The organism is Pseudomonas sp. A-B-19 (assembly GCF_019947515.1).
Taxonomy (GTDB): domain Bacteria; phylum Pseudomonadota; class Gammaproteobacteria; order Pseudomonadales; family Pseudomonadaceae; genus Aquipseudomonas.
The window spans coordinates 44,574-65,034 of the sequence record NZ_JAGYGN010000014.1 but is presented as its reverse complement, the minus strand read 5'-3'; the positions used below and the strand labels follow the sequence as shown (position 1 = coordinate 65,034).

18 protein-coding genes and 3 pseudogenes are annotated in these 20,461 nt (G+C 58.5%); 12 read left to right on the top strand and 9 right to left on the bottom strand.

What is annotated here, in order from left to right; genetic code table 11:
• The first annotated feature begins 107 nt into the window (after positions 1-107).
• Complete coding sequence (locus KGA81_RS17030) at positions 108-1,130, top strand: AraC family transcriptional regulator (protein WP_223547341.1); 1,023 nt, start codon at positions 108-110, stop codon at positions 1,128-1,130.
• A 229-nt stretch (positions 1,131-1,359) separates the two neighbouring features.
• Here KGA81_RS17030 and KGA81_RS17025 read toward each other — a convergent pair whose 3' ends face one another.
• From KGA81_RS17025 to KGA81_RS17015, 3 genes are all read right to left on the bottom strand, one after another.
• Positions 1,360-1,767 carry an acyl-CoA thioesterase gene (locus KGA81_RS17025; RefSeq protein WP_223547340.1) on the bottom strand — a complete coding sequence of 136 codons (408 nt, stop codon included), beginning with the start codon at positions 1,765-1,767 and terminating at the stop codon, positions 1,360-1,362.
• Positions 1,768-2,006: 239 nt separating this feature from the next.
• Positions 2,007-2,642: a response regulator transcription factor gene (locus KGA81_RS17020; RefSeq protein WP_223547339.1), complete on the bottom strand. Its 636-nt coding sequence runs from the start codon at positions 2,640-2,642 to the stop codon at positions 2,007-2,009.
• Between the two features lie 10 nt (positions 2,643-2,652).
• Positions 2,653-4,926, bottom strand: coding sequence for a PAS domain S-box protein (locus tag KGA81_RS17015; RefSeq protein ID WP_223547338.1), 2,274 nt, complete (start codon positions 4,924-4,926; stop codon positions 2,653-2,655).
• Positions 4,927-5,145: 219 nt separating this feature from the next.
• On the opposite strand from KGA81_RS17015, the gene KGA81_RS17010 reads away from it, so the two are divergent.
• The 5 genes from KGA81_RS17010 (at position 5,146) to KGA81_RS16990 (ending at position 12,174) form a co-directional block, all read left to right on the top strand.
• On the top strand, positions 5,146-6,768 hold the full coding sequence (locus tag KGA81_RS17010) for an acyl-CoA synthetase (RefSeq protein WP_223547337.1): 1,623 nt from the start codon (positions 5,146-5,148) through the stop codon (positions 6,766-6,768).
• A 123-nt stretch (positions 6,769-6,891) separates the two neighbouring features.
• Entirely contained in the window at positions 6,892-7,218 is a 327-nt protein-coding gene (locus KGA81_RS17005) for a DUF485 domain-containing protein (RefSeq protein ID WP_223547336.1), read from the top strand.
• Complete coding sequence (locus KGA81_RS17000) at positions 7,218-8,888, top strand: cation acetate symporter (protein ID WP_223547335.1); 1,671 nt, start codon at positions 7,218-7,220, stop codon at positions 8,886-8,888. The genes KGA81_RS17005 and KGA81_RS17000 overlap by 1 nt, the downstream gene beginning before the upstream one ends.
• 68 nt (positions 8,889-8,956) lie before the next feature.
• A complete protein-coding gene (locus KGA81_RS16995; RefSeq protein WP_223547334.1) occupies positions 8,957-10,729 on the top strand; it encodes an acyl-CoA dehydrogenase C-terminal domain-containing protein in 1,773 nt (590 codons plus the stop codon).
• Between the two features lie 176 nt (positions 10,730-10,905).
• Positions 10,906-12,174, top strand: a complete 1,269-nt coding sequence (locus tag KGA81_RS16990; RefSeq protein WP_223547333.1) for an OprD family porin — start codon at positions 10,906-10,908, stop codon at positions 12,172-12,174.
• Between the two features lie 108 nt (positions 12,175-12,282).
• Here KGA81_RS16990 and KGA81_RS16985 read toward each other — a convergent pair.
• Both KGA81_RS16985 and KGA81_RS16980 read right to left on the bottom strand, forming a co-directional pair.
• A pseudogene (locus KGA81_RS16985) lies at positions 12,283-12,630 on the bottom strand (hypothetical protein); the annotation flags it as partial.
• A gap of 132 nt (positions 12,631-12,762) precedes the next feature.
• Complete coding sequence (locus tag KGA81_RS16980; protein ID WP_223547332.1) at positions 12,763-13,683, bottom strand: universal stress protein; 921 nt, start codon at positions 13,681-13,683, stop codon at positions 12,763-12,765.
• A 361-nt stretch (positions 13,684-14,044) separates the two neighbouring features.
• On the opposite strand from KGA81_RS16980, the gene KGA81_RS16975 reads away from it, so the two are divergent.
• Positions 14,045-14,470, top strand: coding sequence for a potassium channel family protein (locus KGA81_RS16975; RefSeq protein ID WP_223547331.1), 426 nt, complete (start codon positions 14,045-14,047; stop codon positions 14,468-14,470).
• 24 nt (positions 14,471-14,494) lie between these two features.
• Here the strand turns inward: KGA81_RS16975 and KGA81_RS16970 are convergent.
• Positions 14,495-14,710: pseudogene (locus KGA81_RS16970) on the bottom strand (universal stress protein); the annotation flags it as partial.
• Between the two features lie 54 nt (positions 14,711-14,764).
• Here KGA81_RS16970 and fnr point away from each other — a divergent pair.
• Positions 14,765-15,508: a fumarate/nitrate reduction transcriptional regulator Fnr gene (fnr, locus tag KGA81_RS16965; RefSeq protein WP_223547330.1), complete on the top strand. Its 744-nt coding sequence runs from the start codon at positions 14,765-14,767 to the stop codon at positions 15,506-15,508.
• Positions 15,509-15,593: 85 nt separating this feature from the next.
• On the opposite strand, the gene KGA81_RS16960 is transcribed toward fnr, so the two are convergent.
• Positions 15,594-16,505, bottom strand: coding sequence for a universal stress protein (locus tag KGA81_RS16960; protein WP_223547329.1), 912 nt, complete (start codon positions 16,503-16,505; stop codon positions 15,594-15,596).
• A gap of 226 nt (positions 16,506-16,731) precedes the next feature.
• Between KGA81_RS16960 and KGA81_RS16955 the strand changes: the two are divergent.
• A pseudogene (locus KGA81_RS16955) lies at positions 16,732-16,839 on the top strand (GNAT family N-acetyltransferase); the annotation flags it as partial.
• Here the strand turns inward: KGA81_RS16955 and KGA81_RS16950 are convergent.
• Positions 16,811-17,776, bottom strand: coding sequence for a universal stress protein (locus KGA81_RS16950; RefSeq protein WP_223547328.1), 966 nt, complete (start codon positions 17,774-17,776; stop codon positions 16,811-16,813). The pseudogene KGA81_RS16955 and the gene KGA81_RS16950 overlap by 29 nt on opposite strands.
• Before the next feature lie 24 nt (positions 17,777-17,800).
• Entirely contained in the window at positions 17,801-18,073 is a 273-nt protein-coding gene (locus KGA81_RS16945) for a hypothetical protein (RefSeq protein WP_223547327.1), read from the bottom strand.
• Between the two features lie 330 nt (positions 18,074-18,403).
• Between KGA81_RS16945 and KGA81_RS16940 the strand changes: the two genes are divergently transcribed.
• From KGA81_RS16940 to KGA81_RS16930, 3 genes are all read left to right on the top strand, one after another.
• Complete coding sequence (locus tag KGA81_RS16940; protein WP_223547326.1) at positions 18,404-19,318, top strand: universal stress protein; 915 nt, start codon at positions 18,404-18,406, stop codon at positions 19,316-19,318.
• A gap of 242 nt (positions 19,319-19,560) precedes the next feature.
• A complete protein-coding gene (locus tag KGA81_RS16935) occupies positions 19,561-19,995 on the top strand; it encodes a YeeE/YedE family protein (RefSeq protein ID WP_223547325.1) in 435 nt (144 codons plus the stop codon).
• 2 nt (positions 19,996-19,997) lie between these two features.
• The gene (locus KGA81_RS16930) at positions 19,998-20,405 is read left to right on the top strand and encodes a DUF6691 family protein (protein WP_223547324.1); all 408 of its coding nucleotides are present in this window, start codon (positions 19,998-20,000) and stop codon (positions 20,403-20,405) included.
• The last annotated feature ends 56 nt before the right edge of the window (positions 20,406-20,461 follow it).

The following is a 20,461-nucleotide window of genomic DNA, read 5'->3' as shown; positions in this document are numbered from 1 at the left end:
TGCGCAACCTTAGTCGGTAGTCATGTACCCTTAGTAGGACATGGGGGGCCTTTCGCCATGCATTTCTGGCCAGGCCGTATCACACCGTTATTTCAGAAGATTCCGGCATGGGCATACCAAAGCACGCGATCTTTAAGCACCCCGTCGCCATCAGTCAGGTGATGGTGAATTTCGCTGCGCGCTATGGCGTCGATGCACAGACCTGCCTGCTGGGCACCGGCATCATCGAAGCGCAACTGCGGGACGCGGACGCCCTGATCGCACGCGAGCAGGAGATGCGTCTGATTGAAAACCTGATGCTCGCTTTGCCGGACGTTCCCGCACTGGGCTTCGAGCTTGGCCTGCGGTACAACGTTGCGACTTTCGGCATCTGGGGATTTGCGCTGCGAACCAGTCGCAATGTGCGCGAGGCCGTTCAGTGCGCGCTGCGCTATCTGCCGCTTAGCACGGCGTACTGCCGATTGGAGATATTCTGCGATCAGCACGAATATGGCACTAGCGTCGACGCCTCAGCGATCCCGCACCACCTGCGGCAGTTCCTGCTGGAACGAGATATGGCGACAGGCATTCGTCTGTTCGACGAGCTCGCGTTGTCGGGATTGCACGTGCTGCGGCTCGAATTTCAAGGCAGGCCGCCGGCGCACGCGGACCGGATCGAAGCACTCAGCGGCATCGCGCCACACTATGGATGCTCGCGCAACGCCATCGTGTTGCGTCGACAGGATGCGGAGTTGCCTCTGCCGATGTACGACGCACATCTGGTCCGGCTATTGGAAGAGCAGTGCCGCGCGCAACTGGAGAGACGGCAAGTCGGCGGCATCACCGGTCAGGTCCGACAATTTCTCTTGGGGGCAACGGGGCTGGCAACCTCCCTTGAAGATGTTGCGAATCAGCTGGCGATGGCTCCGCGCAGCCTGCATCGCAGGCTGACAGAGGAAGGCACTACCTTCCGCAAACTCGTCGAGGCGGAGCGTAAACAACTCGCTGGGCAACTGTTGGAAAATACTGAGATGAAGCAGGAAGATCTAGCGTTTCAGCTTGGCTACGCTGATTCTACAGCCTTCGCGCGTGCGTTCCGGCGCTGGTTTGGACAGTCACCGAACGAGTATCGGAAAGTCTCAAAGCGGTGAGCGCAAATCGTATCACCGACCATCGACTGGCGACGAAGTGAGCAGTCGCCTTCCCCGCGAGCCATCTCTGGCCCGCTTCGCGATTGATCATTAGTGACAGCCTGGATCGCAGGATCGGCAGGCTGCCGCATGAAGCAGATCTGCCTCAGCCAGCCAATGCTCCCTGGATGGCTGTGGAGCGCAAGACAGTCGCCTGCCCAGCTCAATCTCGGCCGAGCGACTACAACGCTCAAGACTGGAGCAGTGCCCTCAGTTGCTCTGGAACCTCAATAACTTCCCTGGTAACCGGTGAGATGCAAACGTGTGTAAGGCTGGAAGTGAATGCCATGACATCTGGCGCTACACTACCTTCGACTAGAAATGTGAACGAGTGAAGCCCAATACTGGAAACACTTACCTTCATGGAAAGTTCGTCATCCCAAGTGACCGGATGAAGAAACTCTAGCGAGAAAGCCCTTGCTGGAGGCAGTAGATTAAAACCTAGCAGGGTTCTTAATCCGGGACCGGAAAGCCAGACTGTAAGGGCATCATGAACTGCCTCGACAACGAAATACGAAAACCTGGGCGTATAGACAATCCCCTCCGGATCACAGTCGCCGAACAATACCTTTCTCTTGATAGTCACTGAGTTCGGCACAAGATCAATCCTTAACATTGAGTGACAGAGCTCAAACAACCGCGTCGCCGCTCCTGTTTGTCCGGGGTAGACGATACCTCCCTCTCATCTCTGATGCATAGCCGCTATAGCGGCAAGGACGACGTCATGCCTGAAGAAAAGATAACGTTCGTGAACGGTGAGCCGGCCCAGGCTATGTAAAAACGCAGACGCCGTCTTGAAGCCCTCGCGTCTACATTGGAAATATAAAGAGCGAGGAATCAACGCAACTTCAGCGGATCGACCATCTGCGCCGCGATGGCCATGCCCACCAGTTCCGGCAACGTGTTGGCCTGCATGCGTTTCATGACGCGCGCGCGATACAGATCAACGGTTTTTGCGCTCACGCCCAGTTGCTCCGCGATTTCGCGGGTGGTGTAACCCTGCACCAGCGGTAACATGACATCGCGCTCGCGCGGGGTCATGCTCAGCAAGCGCGCCTGCAAGGCTTCGTGGCCCTGGCTGCCCGAGCGGTTGGCGGCACAGTTGCTGAGCGCCTGTTGCACGCTGTCCAGCAACAGCTGTTCGTTGTAGGGCTTCTCGATAAAGTCATGGGCACCGGCCTTGAACGCGCGCACCACGATCGGCACATCCGCATGCCCGCTGACGAAGATGATCGGCAGGTTCAGTTGGCGCATACGCATTTCCTCCTGCACGTTCAAGCCGCCCATACCGGGCATGCGTACGTCGAGCAACACGCAGGCATCGAGGCTTGCATCGCAGGCATCGAGGAACGCGACGCCACTGGTAAACGGCAAAGCCTTGAGGCCGACCGACTCCAATAACCAGACCGTCGATTCGAGCATGCCCTGGTCATCATCGACCACGTACACAACCTGCTCCGTTACACCTGCCATTACCTGATTCCTATTGTTGTTGTTTTGTCGGGCCGGCCAGCGGCAGGCGGCAACACATCAGCAGCCCGACAGGCTGACGCCGGGCATTCAGTTCGCCACCGAAACCTTCGATGATGCTGCGGCTCATGGACAGACCGAGCCCCAGACCATCGGCCTTGCTGGTGTAGAACGGGGTAAATATCTGTTCCAGTTCCGGCTCGCTGACACCCGGTCCCTGGTCTCGCACACGGATTTCCACGCAGGTGCCACTGCCCTGCTCCACGGTCATCACGATCTGCGAAGGTAGCCCGGGATGTTGCTCACGGTTGGCGTCGATGGCATTGCGCAACAGATTGAGCAGAACCTGTTCCAGCAATACGCGGTCGGCATAAACGGGTGGCAGATTATCCGGCAGTCGATCCTCGATTGTCACTTGGCAATTACTCGCCTCCCAGGCACACAGGCGCACGGCTTCGCGGGCGACGTCAGTCAAGTTCAGCGCCTGCATGCGCCGCTGTCCCTTGCGCAAAAAGGAGCGTAACCGCCGGATCACTTCGGAGGCGTGGGTGGCGTGATGGGTAATGCGTTCCAGGCCCTGGGTCACTCTGGCAGCGGCCTGGGGATTGGAATCCAGTGTCTGTAGATAGCGCTGGCTCGCATTCGCATAATTGACCACGGCAGCCAGCGGCTGGTTGATTTCGTGGGCGATCCCCGAGGCCAGTTCACCGAGGGTGACCAGACGTGCGGTGTGTGCCAGCTCATCCTGATGACGGCGCTGTTGCACTTCCCGCAGCTCGCGTTCGGTCATGTCGCGCGCGACCAATGAGTAATAACGCTCGCCCCCGGCGGAACGGTGCGCCAGCAGTACCAGCGACACCGGCACCGATGTGCCGCCACCCGGTGGTTGCAACCGCGCATCGGTGCTCCAGACACCGTCGCGCTCGGCGCTCTGCCAGCCATCGCGTTGCAGACGCGCAAGGTCGCCGCTGGCGAACAACGCGGCCAGGGCGGGCATGGGTTGTTGCTCATCAATCCCGAGGATCCGGCGCGCGGCTGGATTGAGGTAAGTGACCTGGCCCTCGGGGGCGATGAACAACACCGGATCGATGTTGGCCTCGACCACTTCGGCCAGGCGTCGCTTGTTCTCCTCGGCCTGCACTCGGGCGGTGATGTCCCGGGATACGCTGACGACTTCGACCACCGTCCCGGTGTAGGTTTCCCGGATCGCCCGGCTGGCAGTTTCGAACCACAGGTAATGGCCGTCGCGATGGCGGATGCGATAAGTCATGGTGTGATAGCCGTCCTGCTCCAGCGCATCACGCGCACGCTGCACCAGACCGGCCAGATCCTGGCCATGAAACAGGCCCTGGGCCAATTGCCCGCGCAACTCTTCGGGCCAGTAACCGAGCAAGGTCCAGGATGCCGGTGACGCATCGATAACGTGCCCATCCGGCGTGTGACGGGAAATCAGGTCGGTCGTGTTTTCGATGATCAGCCGGTACAACCGCCGTGCGGTGGCCGCTTCACGCTCCGCCAGCACTTGGGCCGTGGCGTCGCGGCAACGGGCGAGCACTCGGTTGTCCTGGGGGTCGGGGATGAACGTCCAGATCAGGATCTGCGCTTCAAACTGAGCCTCGACGCCTTCGATCGCGCGTTGCTGGTCCAGGCAGGCACGCACCAGCACCCGATGATTGACCGGTAAAAAACCCAACACATCGGTCAGCGACTTCTCGGCGAGCAGCGCCATCAGTGCCGCGTTGAACTCCAGCGGTCGACCTTGCGCATCGAGCAACAGGCTCGGTTGTGGATCGTGGCCCAGCAGCGGCGAACCACGCAGCATGCCGTTGACGCTGCTCAGCAGCGTCGTCAGCAAATCCTGCACCCAGCCCAGCCAATCGAGACTCACGCCCTCGCACACCTGCACCAGCAACAACCCCGGCTGCCCCGGCTGCAAGGCCAGATCGAATACCTGGCCATGGCTGATCGCGGCCCGTCGCAACCGGCCGGACAACCAGCAATCGAGTTGACGGACTTGTGACAGGTCCAGGCGCCCTGCCTCGACCAGATGCTCGAAGAGCAACTGGTCGCTGGCCAGCGCCGGGTCGCCAAGTCCCGGCGGAAAATGCTGGGCGGTGCCCTCATGGCTGTAGATCCGCGCATTGGGCTGCCAACTCAGGTAAACCGCCCGCTGCACCTCGGGGCAATCCTGCAGCGCCCGACACAACGCATCGGCCCGGGCGGCCAGAGACACGCCCTCGCGCTGCAGGCGCAACCAACTGTGCAATCGAACGGGAGTCAGGATCATTGCGGGTCCACTTCGTCAGGGAAACCAAGCATATACCAGCCTTGGAGGCCTGGCGGCGGTGATTTAGAGTCAAAAGAACAAAATATAGTATATATACTATATGACATAGGTTGTACTTCCATATTCACAGCGGAATGTTATATAAAGCAATCCGGACTTTGAAGGTGGCCTCGGCGAGGTCAACCATAGAGCTAACAATCAGCCATCGAGTACCCGCACATGTCTATCTATGACCAAGGCCTAGGCCCTTCGGCTGTGAACCACATAGCCTTGTCTCCGCTCAGTTTCATCGAACGCACCGCTAGCACTTATCCTGATCACCCCGCCGTTATCCACGGTTCGATTCGTCGCACCTGGGCGCAAACCTACACCCGTTGCCGACGCCTGGCCTCGGCGTTGGCCGGGCGCGGTATCGGCAAGGACGACACGGTCGCGGTGATGCTGCCCAACATTCCCGAGATGCTTGAAGTGCATTTCGGAGTGCCGATGATCGGCGCCGTGCTCAACCCGCTCAACGTGCGCCTCGATGCCGAGGCGATCGCCTTCATGCTGCAGCATGGCGAAGCCAAGGTGTTGATTACCGACCGCGAGTTCCATGAGGTGATCCAGGCGGCGCTTGGCATGCTCGATCACCCGCCTCTGGTGATCGACGTCAATGACCCGGAATACGGTGAAGGTCAGGCCGCGAGTGACCTGGACTACGAAGCGCTGTTGGCCGAAGGCGACCCGGCATTCGACTGGAAATGGCCGGTCGACGAGTGGCAAGCCATTTCGCTGAACTACACGTCAGGCACCACCGGCAACCCCAAGGGCGTGGTCTACCACCATCGCGGCGCTTACCTGAGCGCATTGGGCAACCAGATGACCTGGGCCATAGGCAACCATCCGGTGTACCTCTGGACCCTGCCGATGTTCCATTGCAATGGCTGGTGCTACCCATGGACCATCACCGCCCTGGCGGGTGTGCACGTATTCCTGCGCCGGGTCGATCCACAGAAAATCCTCACGCTGATCCGCGAGCATCAGGTCACTCACCTGTGCGGTGCACCGATCGTGCTCAATGCACTGGTGAACATGCCCGAATCAGCGAAAGCGGCCATCGATCACCCGGTCAATGCCCTGGTCGCGGGCGCTGCGCCACCGGCCAAAGTGATCGGTGCCGTCGAAGAGATGGGCATCAAGGTCACTCACGTGTTTGGCCTGACCGAAACCTATGGCCCGGTGACGGTCTGCGCCTGGCACGCCGAATGGGATGAGTTTTCTCTGGAGAAGCGGGCGCAAATCAAGTCGCGACAGGGCGTGCGCTACCCGACGCTGGAAGGCGTGATGGTCGGCGATTGCACAACGCTGGAGCCAACCCCGCGCGACGGCCAGACTATCGGCGAGATCTTCCTGCGCGGCAACACTGTCATGAAGGGCTACCTGAAGAACCCGACCGCCACTGCCGAAGCGTTCGAGGGCGGCTGGTTCCACACCGGTGACCTGGCCGTCTGGCATCCCGACGGTTACGTCGAAATCAAGGACCGGCTCAAGGACATCATCATCTCGGGTGGCGAGAACATCTCCACCATCGAACTCGAAGGGGTGCTCTATCGCCACCCGGGTGTGCTGGAAGCCGCCGTGGTCGCCCGTCCCGATGAGAAATGGGGCGAAACGCCCTGCGCATTCGTCACCTTGAAGGCTGATCACCAGGACGTTCGCGAGGCCGACATCATCAATTTCTGCCGTGAGCATCTGGCCGGATTCAAGGTGCCGCGAACAGTGGTTTTCACGCTCCTGCCGAAGACTTCCACAGGCAAGATCCAGAAGTACGTGTTGCGCGACCGGGCCAAGGCGCTCTAACCCCATCTGACATTGCATCCATCAAGCAGCAGGTGTTTTACCTGCTGCTGCGGGTTCGTGCAGGCCGAATTCGGCAGTGCCCTGCCCCTGCATAACGACAACAAAAACAATGTGGAGCTACCGATGATCGATATCCATTCAACCGATACCCAACGTTGCGAACGCATTCGGCGCAATCCGAAATTCATTCAACTGGTGAGCAGCCGTTCACGCCTGGCCTGGACGTTGAGCGCTGTTGTATTGGGCACCTATTACCTGTTCATGCTGGTGGTGGCGTTTGCCCCACAGTGGTTGCATGCACCACTGGGCGAACATCGGATGTTGACCTTGGGCATGCCGGTTGGCGCGGCAATCATCGTGTTTTCCTGGTTACTGACCGGTTGGTATGTCTATAGCGCCAATACCCGCTTTGACGCCCTGGGCGCAGCCATTATCGAGGAGAGCAAGTGATGACTCTGTTGCGTAAACTGATCCTCGCCGCTACCGGTCTGTTGCCAGCCTCCATTGCGCTCGCCGCACCGGCGATGGGCGCTGTGGAAAAGCAACCACTGAACCTGAATGCGATCGGCATGTTCTTCGTATTCGTCCTCGGCACGCTGGCCATCACCTGGTGGGCCGCGCGCCAAACCAAATCCACATCGGATTTTTACACGGCGGGCGGTGGCATCACCGGGTTTCAGAATGGCCTGGCGATTGCCGGCGACTATATGTCCGCAGCTACCCTGCTGGGGCTTTCCAGCCTGGTATTCGCCAAGGGTTACGATGGCTTCATCTATACCATCGGCTTCTTCGTTGGCTGGCCCATCATTACCTTCCTGATGGCCGAGCGTCTGCGCAACCTCGGGCGCTATACCTTCGCCGACATCGTTTCCTATCGACTGGACCAGAACAAGGTGCGGATCTTCGCAGCCTTCGGCTCGCTGACGGTGGTGTGCTGCTACCTTATCGTGCAGATGGTCGGTGCCGGCCAACTGATCAAATTGCTGTTCGGCCTCGACTACCCGGTTGCGGTGATGATCGTTGGCGCGCTGATGCTGATCTACGTGATCTTCGGCGGAATGATCGCCACCACCTGGGTCCAGATCATCAAGGCTGTGCTGCTGCTCGCCGGCGGCACCACCCTCGCGGTCATGGCCATGTCGCAGTTCGGTTTCAGCTATGAAACCCTGGCCGAAAAAGCCGTAATTGTTCATGCCAGCGGCTGGAACATCATGGGCCCGGGCTCACTGCTCGCCAACCCGATAAATACCGTGTCGATGTCGCTGGGCCTGGTGTTCGGGATTGCCGGACTGCCGCACATCCTGATGCGCTTCTTCACCGTGCCGAGCGCCAAGGAAGCCCGCAAGTCGGTGTTCTACGCCACCGGTTTCATCGGTTTCTTCTTCCTCGTAGTCTGCACCCTGGGTTTTGTCTCAATGGTGATCATAGGCACCGATCCGCAGTACTACGTCAATGGCGAAGTCGGCGGCGCCTTGATTGGCGGCGGCAACATGGTTGCCATGCACCTGGCCAAGGCTGTCGGCGGCAATCTGTTCTTCGGTTTCCTCGCCGCTGTAGCGTTCGCCACCATCCTTGCGGTGGTGTCCGGCCTGGCGCTGGCCGGTGCTTCGGCGATTTCCCATGACCTTTACGCCACCGTATACAAGAAAGGCACCGCCAACGAGAAGCAGGAAATGCGCGTCACCCGCATGGCCACTGTGGGCCTGGGCATCATCGCGATTGTGTTGGGCATTGTGTTCGAGAAGATGAACGTCGCCATTCTCGTGGGCCTGACGTTCGGCATCGCCGCGTCGACCAACTTCCCGGTGCTGATCATGGCCATGTACTGGAAAGGCCTGACGACCAAAGGCGCGATCCTGGGCGGTTTTGCCGGCCTGATCTGCGCACTGGCACTGGTCATCCTGTCGCCACCTGTCTGGGTGACCGTACTCGGTCATGCGCAAGCGATCTTCCCGTACGACCATCCAGCACTGTTCTCCATGCCGCTGGCCTTCCTGGTGATCGTCGTGGTGTCCAGGCTCGACCGCAGTGCGCGCGCCGACAAGGAGCGTGACGCCTACGCCGACCAATTCGTTCGAGCTCAGACCGGCCTCGGCGCTGCCGCCGCTTCCAGCCATTGACTGAATGGGCACGGCCCGCCCGTGCGGCGCTGTGCCCGTGACACAACCGTCCCAACGAGGTTCACGTTATGCCCAAATTCAAAGCTCCGCTGCGCGACATGCGCTTTGTGCTGCACGAAGTGTTCGATGCCCCGGCCATGTGGGCGCGCCTGCCGGCCTTGGCCGACAACATCGACACCGATACGGCGGACGCCATCCTTGAGGAGGCAGCAAAAGTCACCTCGCACCTGATTGCACCCCTCAATCGCAGCGGCGACGAAGAAGGCGCGCAGTGGCATGAGGGTCAAGTCACCACCCCCATCGGTTTCAAGCAAGCTTACGCAACCTACATCGAAGGCGGTTGGGTGGGACTGTCCGGCAACCCCGGGTTTGGTGGCATGGGCATGCCGAAAATGCTCGCCATACAGTTCGAAGAGATGCTCTACGGCGCCAACTCAAGTTTTGCTCTGTACTCGGCGTTGAGCTCCGGCGCCTGCCTGGCGCTGGATGCCCACGCCAGCGACACCCTGAAAAAAATCTATCTGCCACCGATGTATGAAGGCCGCTGGGCCGGCTCCATGTGCCTGACCGAGGCGCATGCCGGCACCGACCTCGGGCTCATCCGCACCCGCGCCGAACCTGAGGCTGACGGCAGCTACAAGATCACCGGCAGCAAGATTTTCATCACCGGCGGCGACCAGGACCTGACCGAAAACATCGTGCATCTGGTACTGGCCAAACTGCCGAACGCGCCTGCTGGTCCGAAAGGCATTTCGCTGTTTGTCGTGCCTAAAGTGTTGGTCAATGCCGACGGTTCCCTCGGCGCTGCCAACGCCGTGAGTTGCGGCTCGATCGAACACAAGATGGGCATCAAGGCCTCGGCCACCTGCGTGATGAACTTCGACGGTGCCAGTGGCTGGCTGGTCGGTGAGGCGAACAAAGGCTTGGCGGCGATGTTCACCATGATGAATTACGAACGCCTGTCCATCGGCATTCAGGGCATTGGCTGCGCCGAGGCGTCCTACCAGAGCGCCGTCACCTACGCTCGCGAACGCATTCAGAGTCGGGCGCCCACCGGTGCCGTGACCCCGGACAAACTGGCCGACCCGATCATCGTTCACCCGGATGTGCGGCGTATGCTGCTCGGCATGAAAGCCATGACCGAGGGCGGCCGCGCGTTCGCCAGTTATGTCGGGCAACAACTGGACCTGTCGAAGTTTTCCGACGATGCCAGCGAGCGCGACAGTGCGCAGGACCTGGTTGCGCTGCTGACGCCGGTGGCCAAGGCGTTTTTTACCGACACCGGCCTGGAAAGCTGCATCAATGGCCAGCAGGTTTTTGGCGGCCATGGCTACATCCGCGAATGGGGCCAGGAACAATTGGTCCGTGATGTGCGTATTGCACAGATCTACGAAGGCACCAATGGCATCCAGGCATTGGACCTGCTCGGACGCAAAGTACTCGCCGATAAAGGCGTCGTGCTGCGCCAGTTCACCGGTGAGATTCGCCGTTTCGCCGCTCAGCCCGATGCACCCTATGCCACGCAGTTGCTCGATGCCGTGCAGCGGCTGGAGGACATCAGCGACTGGCTGCAGGATCGGGCGGCAACCAACCGCAATGAAGTCGGCGCTGCCTCAGTGGAGTATTTGCACCTTTTCGGTTACGTCGCCTACGCCTGGCTCTGGGCGCGCATGGCTCAGGTCGCCCGGCAAAAACGCACCGAAGACGAAGGTTTCTACGATGCGAAAATCGCCACCGCCGACTTTTACATCCAGCGCTTGCTACCACGCATTTTGAGCCTGGAGCAATCCATTCGGGCCGGCAGCACCTCGTTGTATGGCCTGAGCGCGGAACAGTTCTAACGATTGAGCCGACGCCGCGTCAAAAAACTCCTCTCTTTCGGCGTTGGCGTTTTTTATCCATTAGCTCTCGCCCCTCTGGCGAGGGCTGCTTCACACCTACTGCCCCACGGACATCGCGCCCCAGTCGCCCGGTGGCAGACCCATGATTCCAAAAATAAAAACAAAGGAGCTTCACCATGGACCGCAGCACCCGCACTCTCGCCACCCGAATCCTGCTCACGGGTGGTGTCATCAGCCTTTCAGCCCCGGCTGCTGCTGACTTTATCAAGGACAGCAAGGCCAGCCTTGAACTGCGCAACTTTTACTTCAACCGAGATTATCGTCAGACCAACGCTCCCCAATCCAGGCAAGAGGAATGGGCACAGGGTTTCCTGCTGCGCTATGAATCGGGATTCACCGAAGGGTTGATCGGTGTCGGTTTCGATGCCCTTGGTCTGGAGGGCGTCAAGCTTGATTCCAGCCCTGATCGCGCGGGTTCCGGCCTGCTCAAACGCCACAGCAACCCCCGCAATGGTTCCCAGGACGAGTACGGCGAACTGGGCCTGACCGCCAAAGTGCGGGCCTCAAAAAGCACACTGAAACTCGGCACGCTGCTGCCGAAACTGCCGACGGTACTGGCCAACGATTCACGGCTGTTGCCACAAACCTTCAAGGGCGGTCAGTTGACGTCGCTGGAACTCGAAGGCCTGACCGTGGATGCCGGGCGACTGACGCAGGTCAATCAGCGCGACTCCTCCAATTACGAAGACATGGGCATCACCCGCACCGGCGCCAAGGGCATCACCACACGTCATCTCGACAGCGACAGCTTCGATTTCGCCAGCCTGAACTACAAATGGACCAGCAACCTCGCCACCGGCTACAGCTCCGGTCATCTCGACAACTTCTACAGCCAGCACCTGGTCAACCTGACCTACCTGTTGCCGGTCACAACCGGCCAGTCGCTGAAGACCGATCTGCGTTTCGCCCGCTCCACGGACGACGGTGGCAGCAATGTCGATAACAATGCGATTGGCGCGATGTTCACCTACAGCGTCGGCGGGCATGCGTTGGGCCTGGGTTACCAGGGCATGAGCGGCGATACCGGCTACGCCTACGTCAACGGCACCGATGCCTTCCTGGTGAACTTCGTGCAAATCGGCGACTTCGCCAGCAAGGACGAAAAGTCCTGGCAGGCGCGTTACGACTACAACTTTGCGGCCATCGGGGTACCTGGCCTGACCTTCATGACCCGCTATCTCACCGGTGACAATATCGATTTGGGCGGCAACCGCCCGGAAGGCAAGGAATGGGAGCGTGATACCGACATCGGTTATGTCGTGCAGAGCGGGCCCCTGAAGAATGTCGGCGTGAAGTGGCGCAATGCGACGGTGCGTTCGACCAACTTCGGCAGCGACCTGGATGAAAACCGTTTGATCGTCAGTTACACCTTACCAATCTGGTAGGCGTTCTACTCTGCGTCACTATTGCCCAGTACGCATGGTTTATAGCTGAAGGCTGCCTTGCGCAGCTTTCAGCCAGCTGCGACGCGGACACGCCCATAGGGCAGGTGGAGGCACGAGGCTAATCCCTCGGCGTAGCGCCGTGCGGGTGATGACCTCAGCCAATTGCGCCTGTGGCGACTCGTCCGGATGTTGGCGATCACCGTAGGTAGACTCCACCAGCAGATAATCCGCTTGCTCGACAGCTTCCGGAGCGAACATCAAAGGATCGTCAGGCCGCCCCAAATCCCCTGAACACACCAGGGTCTGGCCGCCAGCAATCACCGCCACCGTCGCGGCACCCAGGATATGCCCGGCGCAACGAAGTTGGATGGTCATATGCTTGTAGCCCTGGAACAGACCGCAATCGATCAGCACATGTTGGTTGCGATGGTCCAGTAAGTACTTGCTTCCCGTCACCGTGCCCGCGGCACCTCAAAATGCGATTCCCATGGCCGTTTTCATTGCGCATTCAGGGGGAGCGCTATTGATCGCTCCTTTTGGTTCAAGGCCAGTTGATTTTTATCAACTGCAAGCTGGACGGCGTTGCTTTCAATTGGACGAGGCTAATGGCTTGACGATCATCAAACTGCACGGCGCCCGGTTTAACACGCTCTCGGCAGTATCGCCGATAAACCGGTCAGGCCCATGGTGATAAGCCGTGCCCAGCACCACCATGTCGAAGGCATGCTGTTGAGAGAACAATCCAATGACCTTGTGGGGGGAGCCCGTCAATAAATGTCGACGGGCATCCTTGATGCAATAGCGCTCGGCAAGCACATCGAAAGCCTCTTGTTGGGCATCTTCGATTGCGTCCCTCAAACTGTCGTCAAGACTCCCTGTCGGCACACTCATCGGCACATCGTTTATCTCTGACCAGCGACTGACGTTAAGCAAGTGCAACTCGGCACCGCAACTGGCCGCCAGAGTAGAGGCCAGGTCGAGTATTCGGTCATTCAATCCCTGAGTCATCTCTTCCAGATGGGACAGATCGATCGCCGCGAGAATTTTCAAGGGTTTTGGATTTTTGGCGCTGGTCACCAGGTGCAGGTGGGTCGGACACTCGCGTAGCAGTTGCCAGTCCACAGGCCGGTGAAAGGCACGGTCAAGTGCCCGCACATAGTGCGTGTCCTTGATCACCAGGTCCGGATGAAAGTCGTTCACGTACTCAAGCAGGTTTGTCAGGCTCGACTTGGCCCAAACCACTTCGGTGGTCACCTGTATGCCGTCGCATCTTTGAAACCGGGCCTGCTGCTCCAGCCAATGACGATGCACCTGCAGATAGCCTTCTCGTGCCTGAGCCATCGCATAATGGTCAAGCAGACCGGCTACCTCCAGTGCCTGGACATAATCGAACGCGACAATGTGCAATAGGGCACCGGTTGCACCCGCCAAGGCTCGTGCACGCTCAAAGGCCGGGGTCAGGGTCATTTCGCTGGGGGCTATCAATAGAATGCGTTTGAGTTTGAGCATCACATACCTCGCCCTGAAACCTGCCTGAGTGCAAACCCGCCTGGCTGTCGAAGCCTTGAGTCAAACCCTTGTGACGTCGAGCAGGCTCATGACTGCAGCCAGCAAAATATCCCGCAATACAACGAACAAGTACGTTTTCATAATCGTCCTGTCGATGGGTTGCGACCGGAAAGCTGTAGTTTGATTATTTGGCTTTATGCCGCGGGGGGACCTGACTTTTATCAACTAATCAGCAGCTATCGTTAACGGGACGATTGATTTTAGATTACTTGAAACCTTGTTGATCCGGCTCAACGATTTCCCGGCTTCCTGGCGTAGAAACACTCTGATTCACCGCCTCCCCTATCGCTGGAGATTTGCCATGCTGGCAGTCACGCTGATCAATACGCTGGTGGTCATCGCCGCCGTAGTGATCCACTACGAATGCCTGTTACGCCTGAATGACTGGCTGCCCCGGCTCAAGCTGTGGAGCCGCTTCAGAATCGTAGTTGGCGTATTCGGCGCCCTCCTGGCCCACGCAATAGAGGTCTGGTGCTTTGCGCTGGTCTATTACCTGATGGTGCACTCAGGCAGATGGGGCAGCCTGACGGGCAACTTCGACGGAACGCTGATGGACTGCGTTTACTTTTCCTTTACGACGTACACGACGATCGGCTTCGGCGATATTTCACCGGTGGGCAACCTCAAATACCTGACCGGCCTGCAAGCCCTGACCGGGCTGGTGCTCATCACCTGGACCGCATCCTTCCTGTTTCTGGAAATGCAAAAGTACTGGAAGCGCAACTAACCCCTTTTCTCACTCGTATCAGACTCAACTGTCGAACTGACGGCATGCCATCAAGCCCGGTACAGATTCGATCCAGACCGCCAGAACGCAGCATGGCACCTGATACAGAATATGCTCGGTCGTGCTCCCCAAAAGCTTGTCCACACCATGGGCCTGGACTCTGCCCATCACAATCACATCCACGTTGTGTTCATTAGCAAACTCACTCAACACCGTGACCGGGTGTCCCTCAATGAAGTGGTTTGGGCAGGTAGCACCTATGCTTATCCCATCCATACCGGGGGCATTTAGATCATGTCTGAAACCAGGCCGTTCCAAAGTCAATACCTCAAGTCTGCATGCTCCAACTGCAGTGTCCTGGAGCTGTGCCTGCCGCTTGGCCTGACCGGTCTGGAAATTGAACGTCTGGACACGCTGATCGTTCAACGATTCAAGGTCAAAAAAGGCGCAGCACTCTACCGCGCAGGCGATCCGTTGCGTTCGCTTTATGCCGTGCGAATCGGTTCGTTCAAGACCAGCGTGCTTTCGGTCGATGGTCGCGAGCAAGTCACGGGGTTCCAGATCCCGGGCGAAATGCTTGGTCTAGACGCTATCAGCACCGAGCTGCATGCGTGTAATGCGGTTGCTTTGGAAGACAGCGAGGTCTGCCCAGTCCATTTTGCTCACCTGGAAAAGCTGGCCCGAGAATTGCCCTCATTGCAGCACAACCTGAACAAAATCCTCAGTCGGGAGATCGTTCGCGATCACGACATGCTGATGATGCTGGGCAATATGAACTCGGATGAACGCTTGGCCGCTTTTTTGCTGAATTTGTCGCAGCGCTTGAATGCGCGCGGTTATTCGTCCAGCAGCTTTGTGCTGAAAATGCGTCGGGAGGAAATTGGCTCTTACCTGGGCCTGCGCCTTGAAACCATCTGTCGGGGCATCGCGCACCTGCGTGACCAGGGACTGGTGGAAATAAACGGCCGCGACGTCAACATCCTGAACATGGACGGGCTCAAGCAACTGATCGTGGGCTGCCATCGCAACCTCCGCTGACACCTGCTGACTGGAAAATCTTCATGCATGCCATGGTTCTGGCGGGCGCTGCTGTGCACAGGTCAGTTGAACGGCGCGATAGTGCTCATTCCCTGACACGCGACCTGACCGCCAAAATACTGCCTGGCACAGAGTACAGCGCTCGCTCTGTGTTGCTGCCGATCAACCGGTCGAGCCCCACCCGATGCGCAGTGCCCATCACCACGACATCGGCCAGGTATTGCTCGACAAACTCACTGATCACCGGCACCGGCAGTCCCATGACGAAATGCCGTCGCTCCGGTGGCACTCCGTAGCGTTCGGCCAGTGCAACAAACGCCTGGTGCAAGGATTGACGCAGCTCTTCGCTGAGATCCACGTCCCAACCGCCCCCGGCCATTGGCGCGTCGCCGTTGAAGGCGGGCGATAAATCAAAAGCGTAAAGCAGGTGCAGCGGCGCATCGCATTGCAGGGCCATGGCGTTGGCAGTCTGAATGATTATGTCGTTCAATCCGCTGATTTGTGTCGACGGATCGAACGGGTCCACTGCCGCCACAATCCTGTGCGGCAAGGCGTAGCGGACGTGATTGACCAGATGCACGGGGATCGGGCATTCACGCAATAAGTGACAATCAAGCGGGGTGATGAACACTCGCTTGAGCACAGGTTCAAGGGTGACATCTTTGATCAACAGGTCGGGTTTGAGATCCTCGACCGTCTTCAAAATATCCAGCAGCGGATGGGTGGTGAAGACGACTTTGACCGTCACCTCCAGCCCCAGGTCGCTGAGTCGATCCAGCTCTTCCGCCTCCCAGCGGCGGTAGCGACGCAAATAGCGCTGATGCTCTGCGTCATCGACTTTTTCTTGCCATAAATGAACCACCGGTGCCGGTTCGACAAAGGCCCGCACATCCAGTACGGCCCCGGCTGCCTTGGCCAAGGCGACGGCACGCAACTGGGCGGGAGACTGATGCAGAGTTTGGTCAGCGATCAGCAGAAAACGTTGATATTGCCCCATCACACACCTCCATTCGACTCCGGTCACACAGTGCCGGCATGTCTTCAAGACTGCGCTCTATCACCTCGTGCGGTTTGATTTACATCAAGCACACGCAAACCAGTGCCGTCGGCACAGCTGTCTGATCCAGATCAGATTCAAGCATCGACCGCGGTGTAGAAAAGGATTCAAACGCGGTTCATTTGCCGCATGCCAAGCTTTCAAACCGCACTGGAGGAACACCCTCATGCTTACCGTCAGAGACCACAATGATCGGGCTGCAGCCACCTACGCCGCGGTCGACGGCCAATACTGGATCGAAGCGCTCAAGGACGGTCGCCACGTGCTGTCGCGGGGCGATCAAGCCCCCAGGATTGCAGCATTCTTCCCGGCTTTATCGCCAGCACACTGCACGGCGCCCGATGCAGCAGTTGCTCGGCCGTGGTTCCGAGTAATTTGCTCAGGCCATTGTGTTGCACCGTGCCCATGACAATGACATCGGTACGGTGGTCCGAGACGAATTCACAGATGCTCGGCACGGGTGCCCCCTCGATGAAGTGACGACGTTCCGGGGGCACGCCGTGACGTTCAGCGATGGCGGTAAATGTCTCATGCTGTGCCGTTCCCAGCATTTCATAAACACCGGTGGCCAGCGGCAATGCGGCAAAGCCCATGTCCTGGACGTATGCAGCCGTCCAGTCATACACATGCAGCAACTCTAGACTGGCATCACAGACCGCGGCCAGTTTCGCAGCAGCGTCGATGATCTGGTCGTTGAACACACGGTCCTGATCTTCATCGCGCAACACATCAATGATGGCCAGTACGTTGCGTGGTCGGGCATTCAGCGCAGTCGTCACCAGATGCACCGGCACAGGACAATCGCGCAGCAGCTGCCAATCCAGCGGGGTAAAAAACACGCGCTTGAACGCCGATTCTTCCTGAGCGTCCTTGATGATCAGCATCAGCGGCATCTCATTGATGAAGCTCAGAATCTCCTCATAAGGATGCTGTACCCACACCACCTCGCTGGTGACCTCGACGCCATGCTTGCTCATCAATCCGGCCTGCTCCACGAGCCATTGGCGATGGGTTTGCAGATAGCCGTCCCGAGCCAGGCAGAATTGTTCCGGGGCGAACAGTCCGGCTAGCGCCAGGACCTGTGAATAGTCGAACGCCACGATGTGCAACGGCAATTGCATCGCGAGCGCAAGCGCAGCAGCCCGGTCGAATGCCGGTGTCCGAGTCATGGCTGAAGGAACGATCAAGAGTAAACACTGAGATTGCGACATGGGGCACCTCGGTACACGGCCAATTCAATCCGGGAGTAGAACCACAGATTGATTGCTCCTTGTTCCGACCACTTGATTTTTATCAGTTGCCTGCACGATTTCCTTTCGAGCAGCACCATCCCCGCCCACAACGCCTGGGTCAGCTACACTTGGCCAGACATGGGGCGCCTCGATACGTGCCTTGAGCTGGCCAACAAACGCCTGTGCTTCTCCCTGACTGTTGAAGTTCACTTGCAAGGCATCCATGCACACGACCCAGCAATGGTTTGCCGGCTTCTCCGTGATATCAATGATCATAGAAACCTCCGTACTACTAAAGAATCAGCGCGCACAACCTCACGGCGTATCTGGCCCTTCCTGGGCCGCGCAGGATGGGCACGTCGGTTAAGCCAAAATTCAGCACGAGTCCAAAGACTGCACCGGGGAGCCGGGCGAAAGATTGATCATGGTCAACAATTTCGTCACGGGACGAAGTCCGGATTACCGCACGTCAGGCAATACCATCCATTGCCTTCCATTTGATAAAGATCAAACCCGGCGCCCTGAACAGCGGCAGGCTAGGTACAAGGCTTCACTGCCCAATCACCGCAGCCATCGGGGCAAGCGATTACCTACCGGAGATCTGTCATGTCCGATCAACTACGCTTCATGCTGGTCGTCTCGCCGTTGATGGAAAACAGCCCCGCCTTCGACCGGGCCGCTGCCTTGGCTAAGGCTTCAGGTGCCGCCCTGCATATCGTGGCGTTCGATTATCTTGAAGGGCTGGCGACTGCCGCAATGGTCAACGAACAGGCGCTGGAGCAGATGCGACTGGGCTATGTCGAGCGCCATCGCCAGTGGCTCGAAGACCAGGCTCGCCCCTTGCGCAAGATCGGTGTGCACGTCACCACGGAAGTCGTCTGGGTCGAAAGGCCCTTGCAGGAGATCCTCATTCATCTCAAAGAACAGCCGATGGCCGTGTTGATCAAGGCCCTGGAGCACGAATCGTTGCTGTCACGCCTGATGTTTACGCCGTTGGACATCCACCTGCTACGTGAATGCCCGGTCCCCCTGCATTTTGTCAGTCATTTGCACAACGCTTTGCCGCGCAAGATCGTCGCCGCCGTTGACCCTTTTCATTCTGATGAGCAATACGAAGGCTTCAACGACAGAATTCTGCGTGAGGCCTCCAAACTGGCGAGCACCTGTAATGCAGAACTGGACGTGATCTACGCCCATGACCTTTCCAGTATCAGTGCGGACGAATTCGGTTTCAGCAATGGATCGGCGTTTTTCTCCTCGGGAAAAGCCAAGACGCTGTTCGAGGCGCAGGCTGATGCGTTTCGCGAACTTTCTGAGCGCAACGGTATCCCGCCGGAGCATCAGCACATGATCATGGGCAATCCGGCCAGGGTGCTTTCCAGTTACGCGCAGGCCTACGACATCGATGTGATTGTCATGGGACGCATTGGTCACCGCGGCATGGAGCGGTTGGTTGGCAGTACGGTGGAACATGTGCTGTACAAGTTGCCCTGTAGCGTGTGGGTGGTTTCGCCCGTTTAGTACCCAGCAAGGTGACAAGGCCAACGGTTATGCGATTGATCTCTGCTTGAACATCGTCAACACAATAAAGTCCGAGTTGAGCGTGCCCTCATTCGGTTGGTCGTCGATACTGCGCTCCGCGAGATGTATCGCTCGGGTGAGATTGAGCAGGCATACGACGAGCATTTAGAGGTGTCAGCAGCCCCCGCAGCATTGGTGGTAACCCAGACGCTGTATCAACAATTTTGCTCCGGAGAAGCATCATGAATGTCGACTGGCTCAACTTCACTCCTTGGTCATCCCTTGCAGGGGGCGCCTTGATTGGCCTGGCTGCCAGTCTATTCGTCGTCGCCAACGGACGTATCGCAGGTATCAGCGGTCTGATTGGCAGTCTTTTACAGCGCCGTAGCGAAGGCGCAATAGAGAAAGTGCTGTTTCTCCTGGGCCTGCTCATCGCGCCGCTGTTATGGGGACTGTTTGCCACCCTGCCCCAAATCGAGTTCCGGAGTGGCGGGCTCGGACTTACCGCTGCTGGCTTATTGGTGGGCATCGGCACCCGTTACGGCTCAGGTTGCACAAGTGGACATGGCGTGTGCGGCATATCGCGCCTTTCGCCGCGATCGATGGTCGCCACGGCGTGTTTCATGTTCAGTGGTTTCGCCACGGTGTTTGTCTTGCGTCATCTGCTGGGGGGTTGAACATGATCAAACTGAGTGCATTCATTGCCGGCTTACTGTTCGGCTTCGGCCTTCTTCTGGCAGGCATGGCCAATCCGGGAAAAGTGTTGGCTTTCCTGGATTTAGCCGGTGCTTGGGACCCTTCCTTGGCGCTGGTCATGGTCGGGGCCATTGGCATAGCCGTTGGCCCGCTAACCTGGGCGCGCCAACAATCCAGTTCGCTGCTGGGCAGGCCAATGCAGCTACCGATCAAGCGTGAGTTAGACCCGCGCTTGATTGGCGGGAGCCTGTTGTTCGGCATCGGCTGGGGAATAGCGGGCATCTGTCCTGGCCCCGCAGTGGCAATACTGCTGACAGGACACTGGCAAGTGATCGTGTTCATGTTGGCCATGCTGACCGGCATGTTGTTGTTTACTGCGCTGGAGACCTGACGTCAACACTCCAGCAATCCGTGACTGATCTGTTGCCGGTGGACGCCCCGAACTTA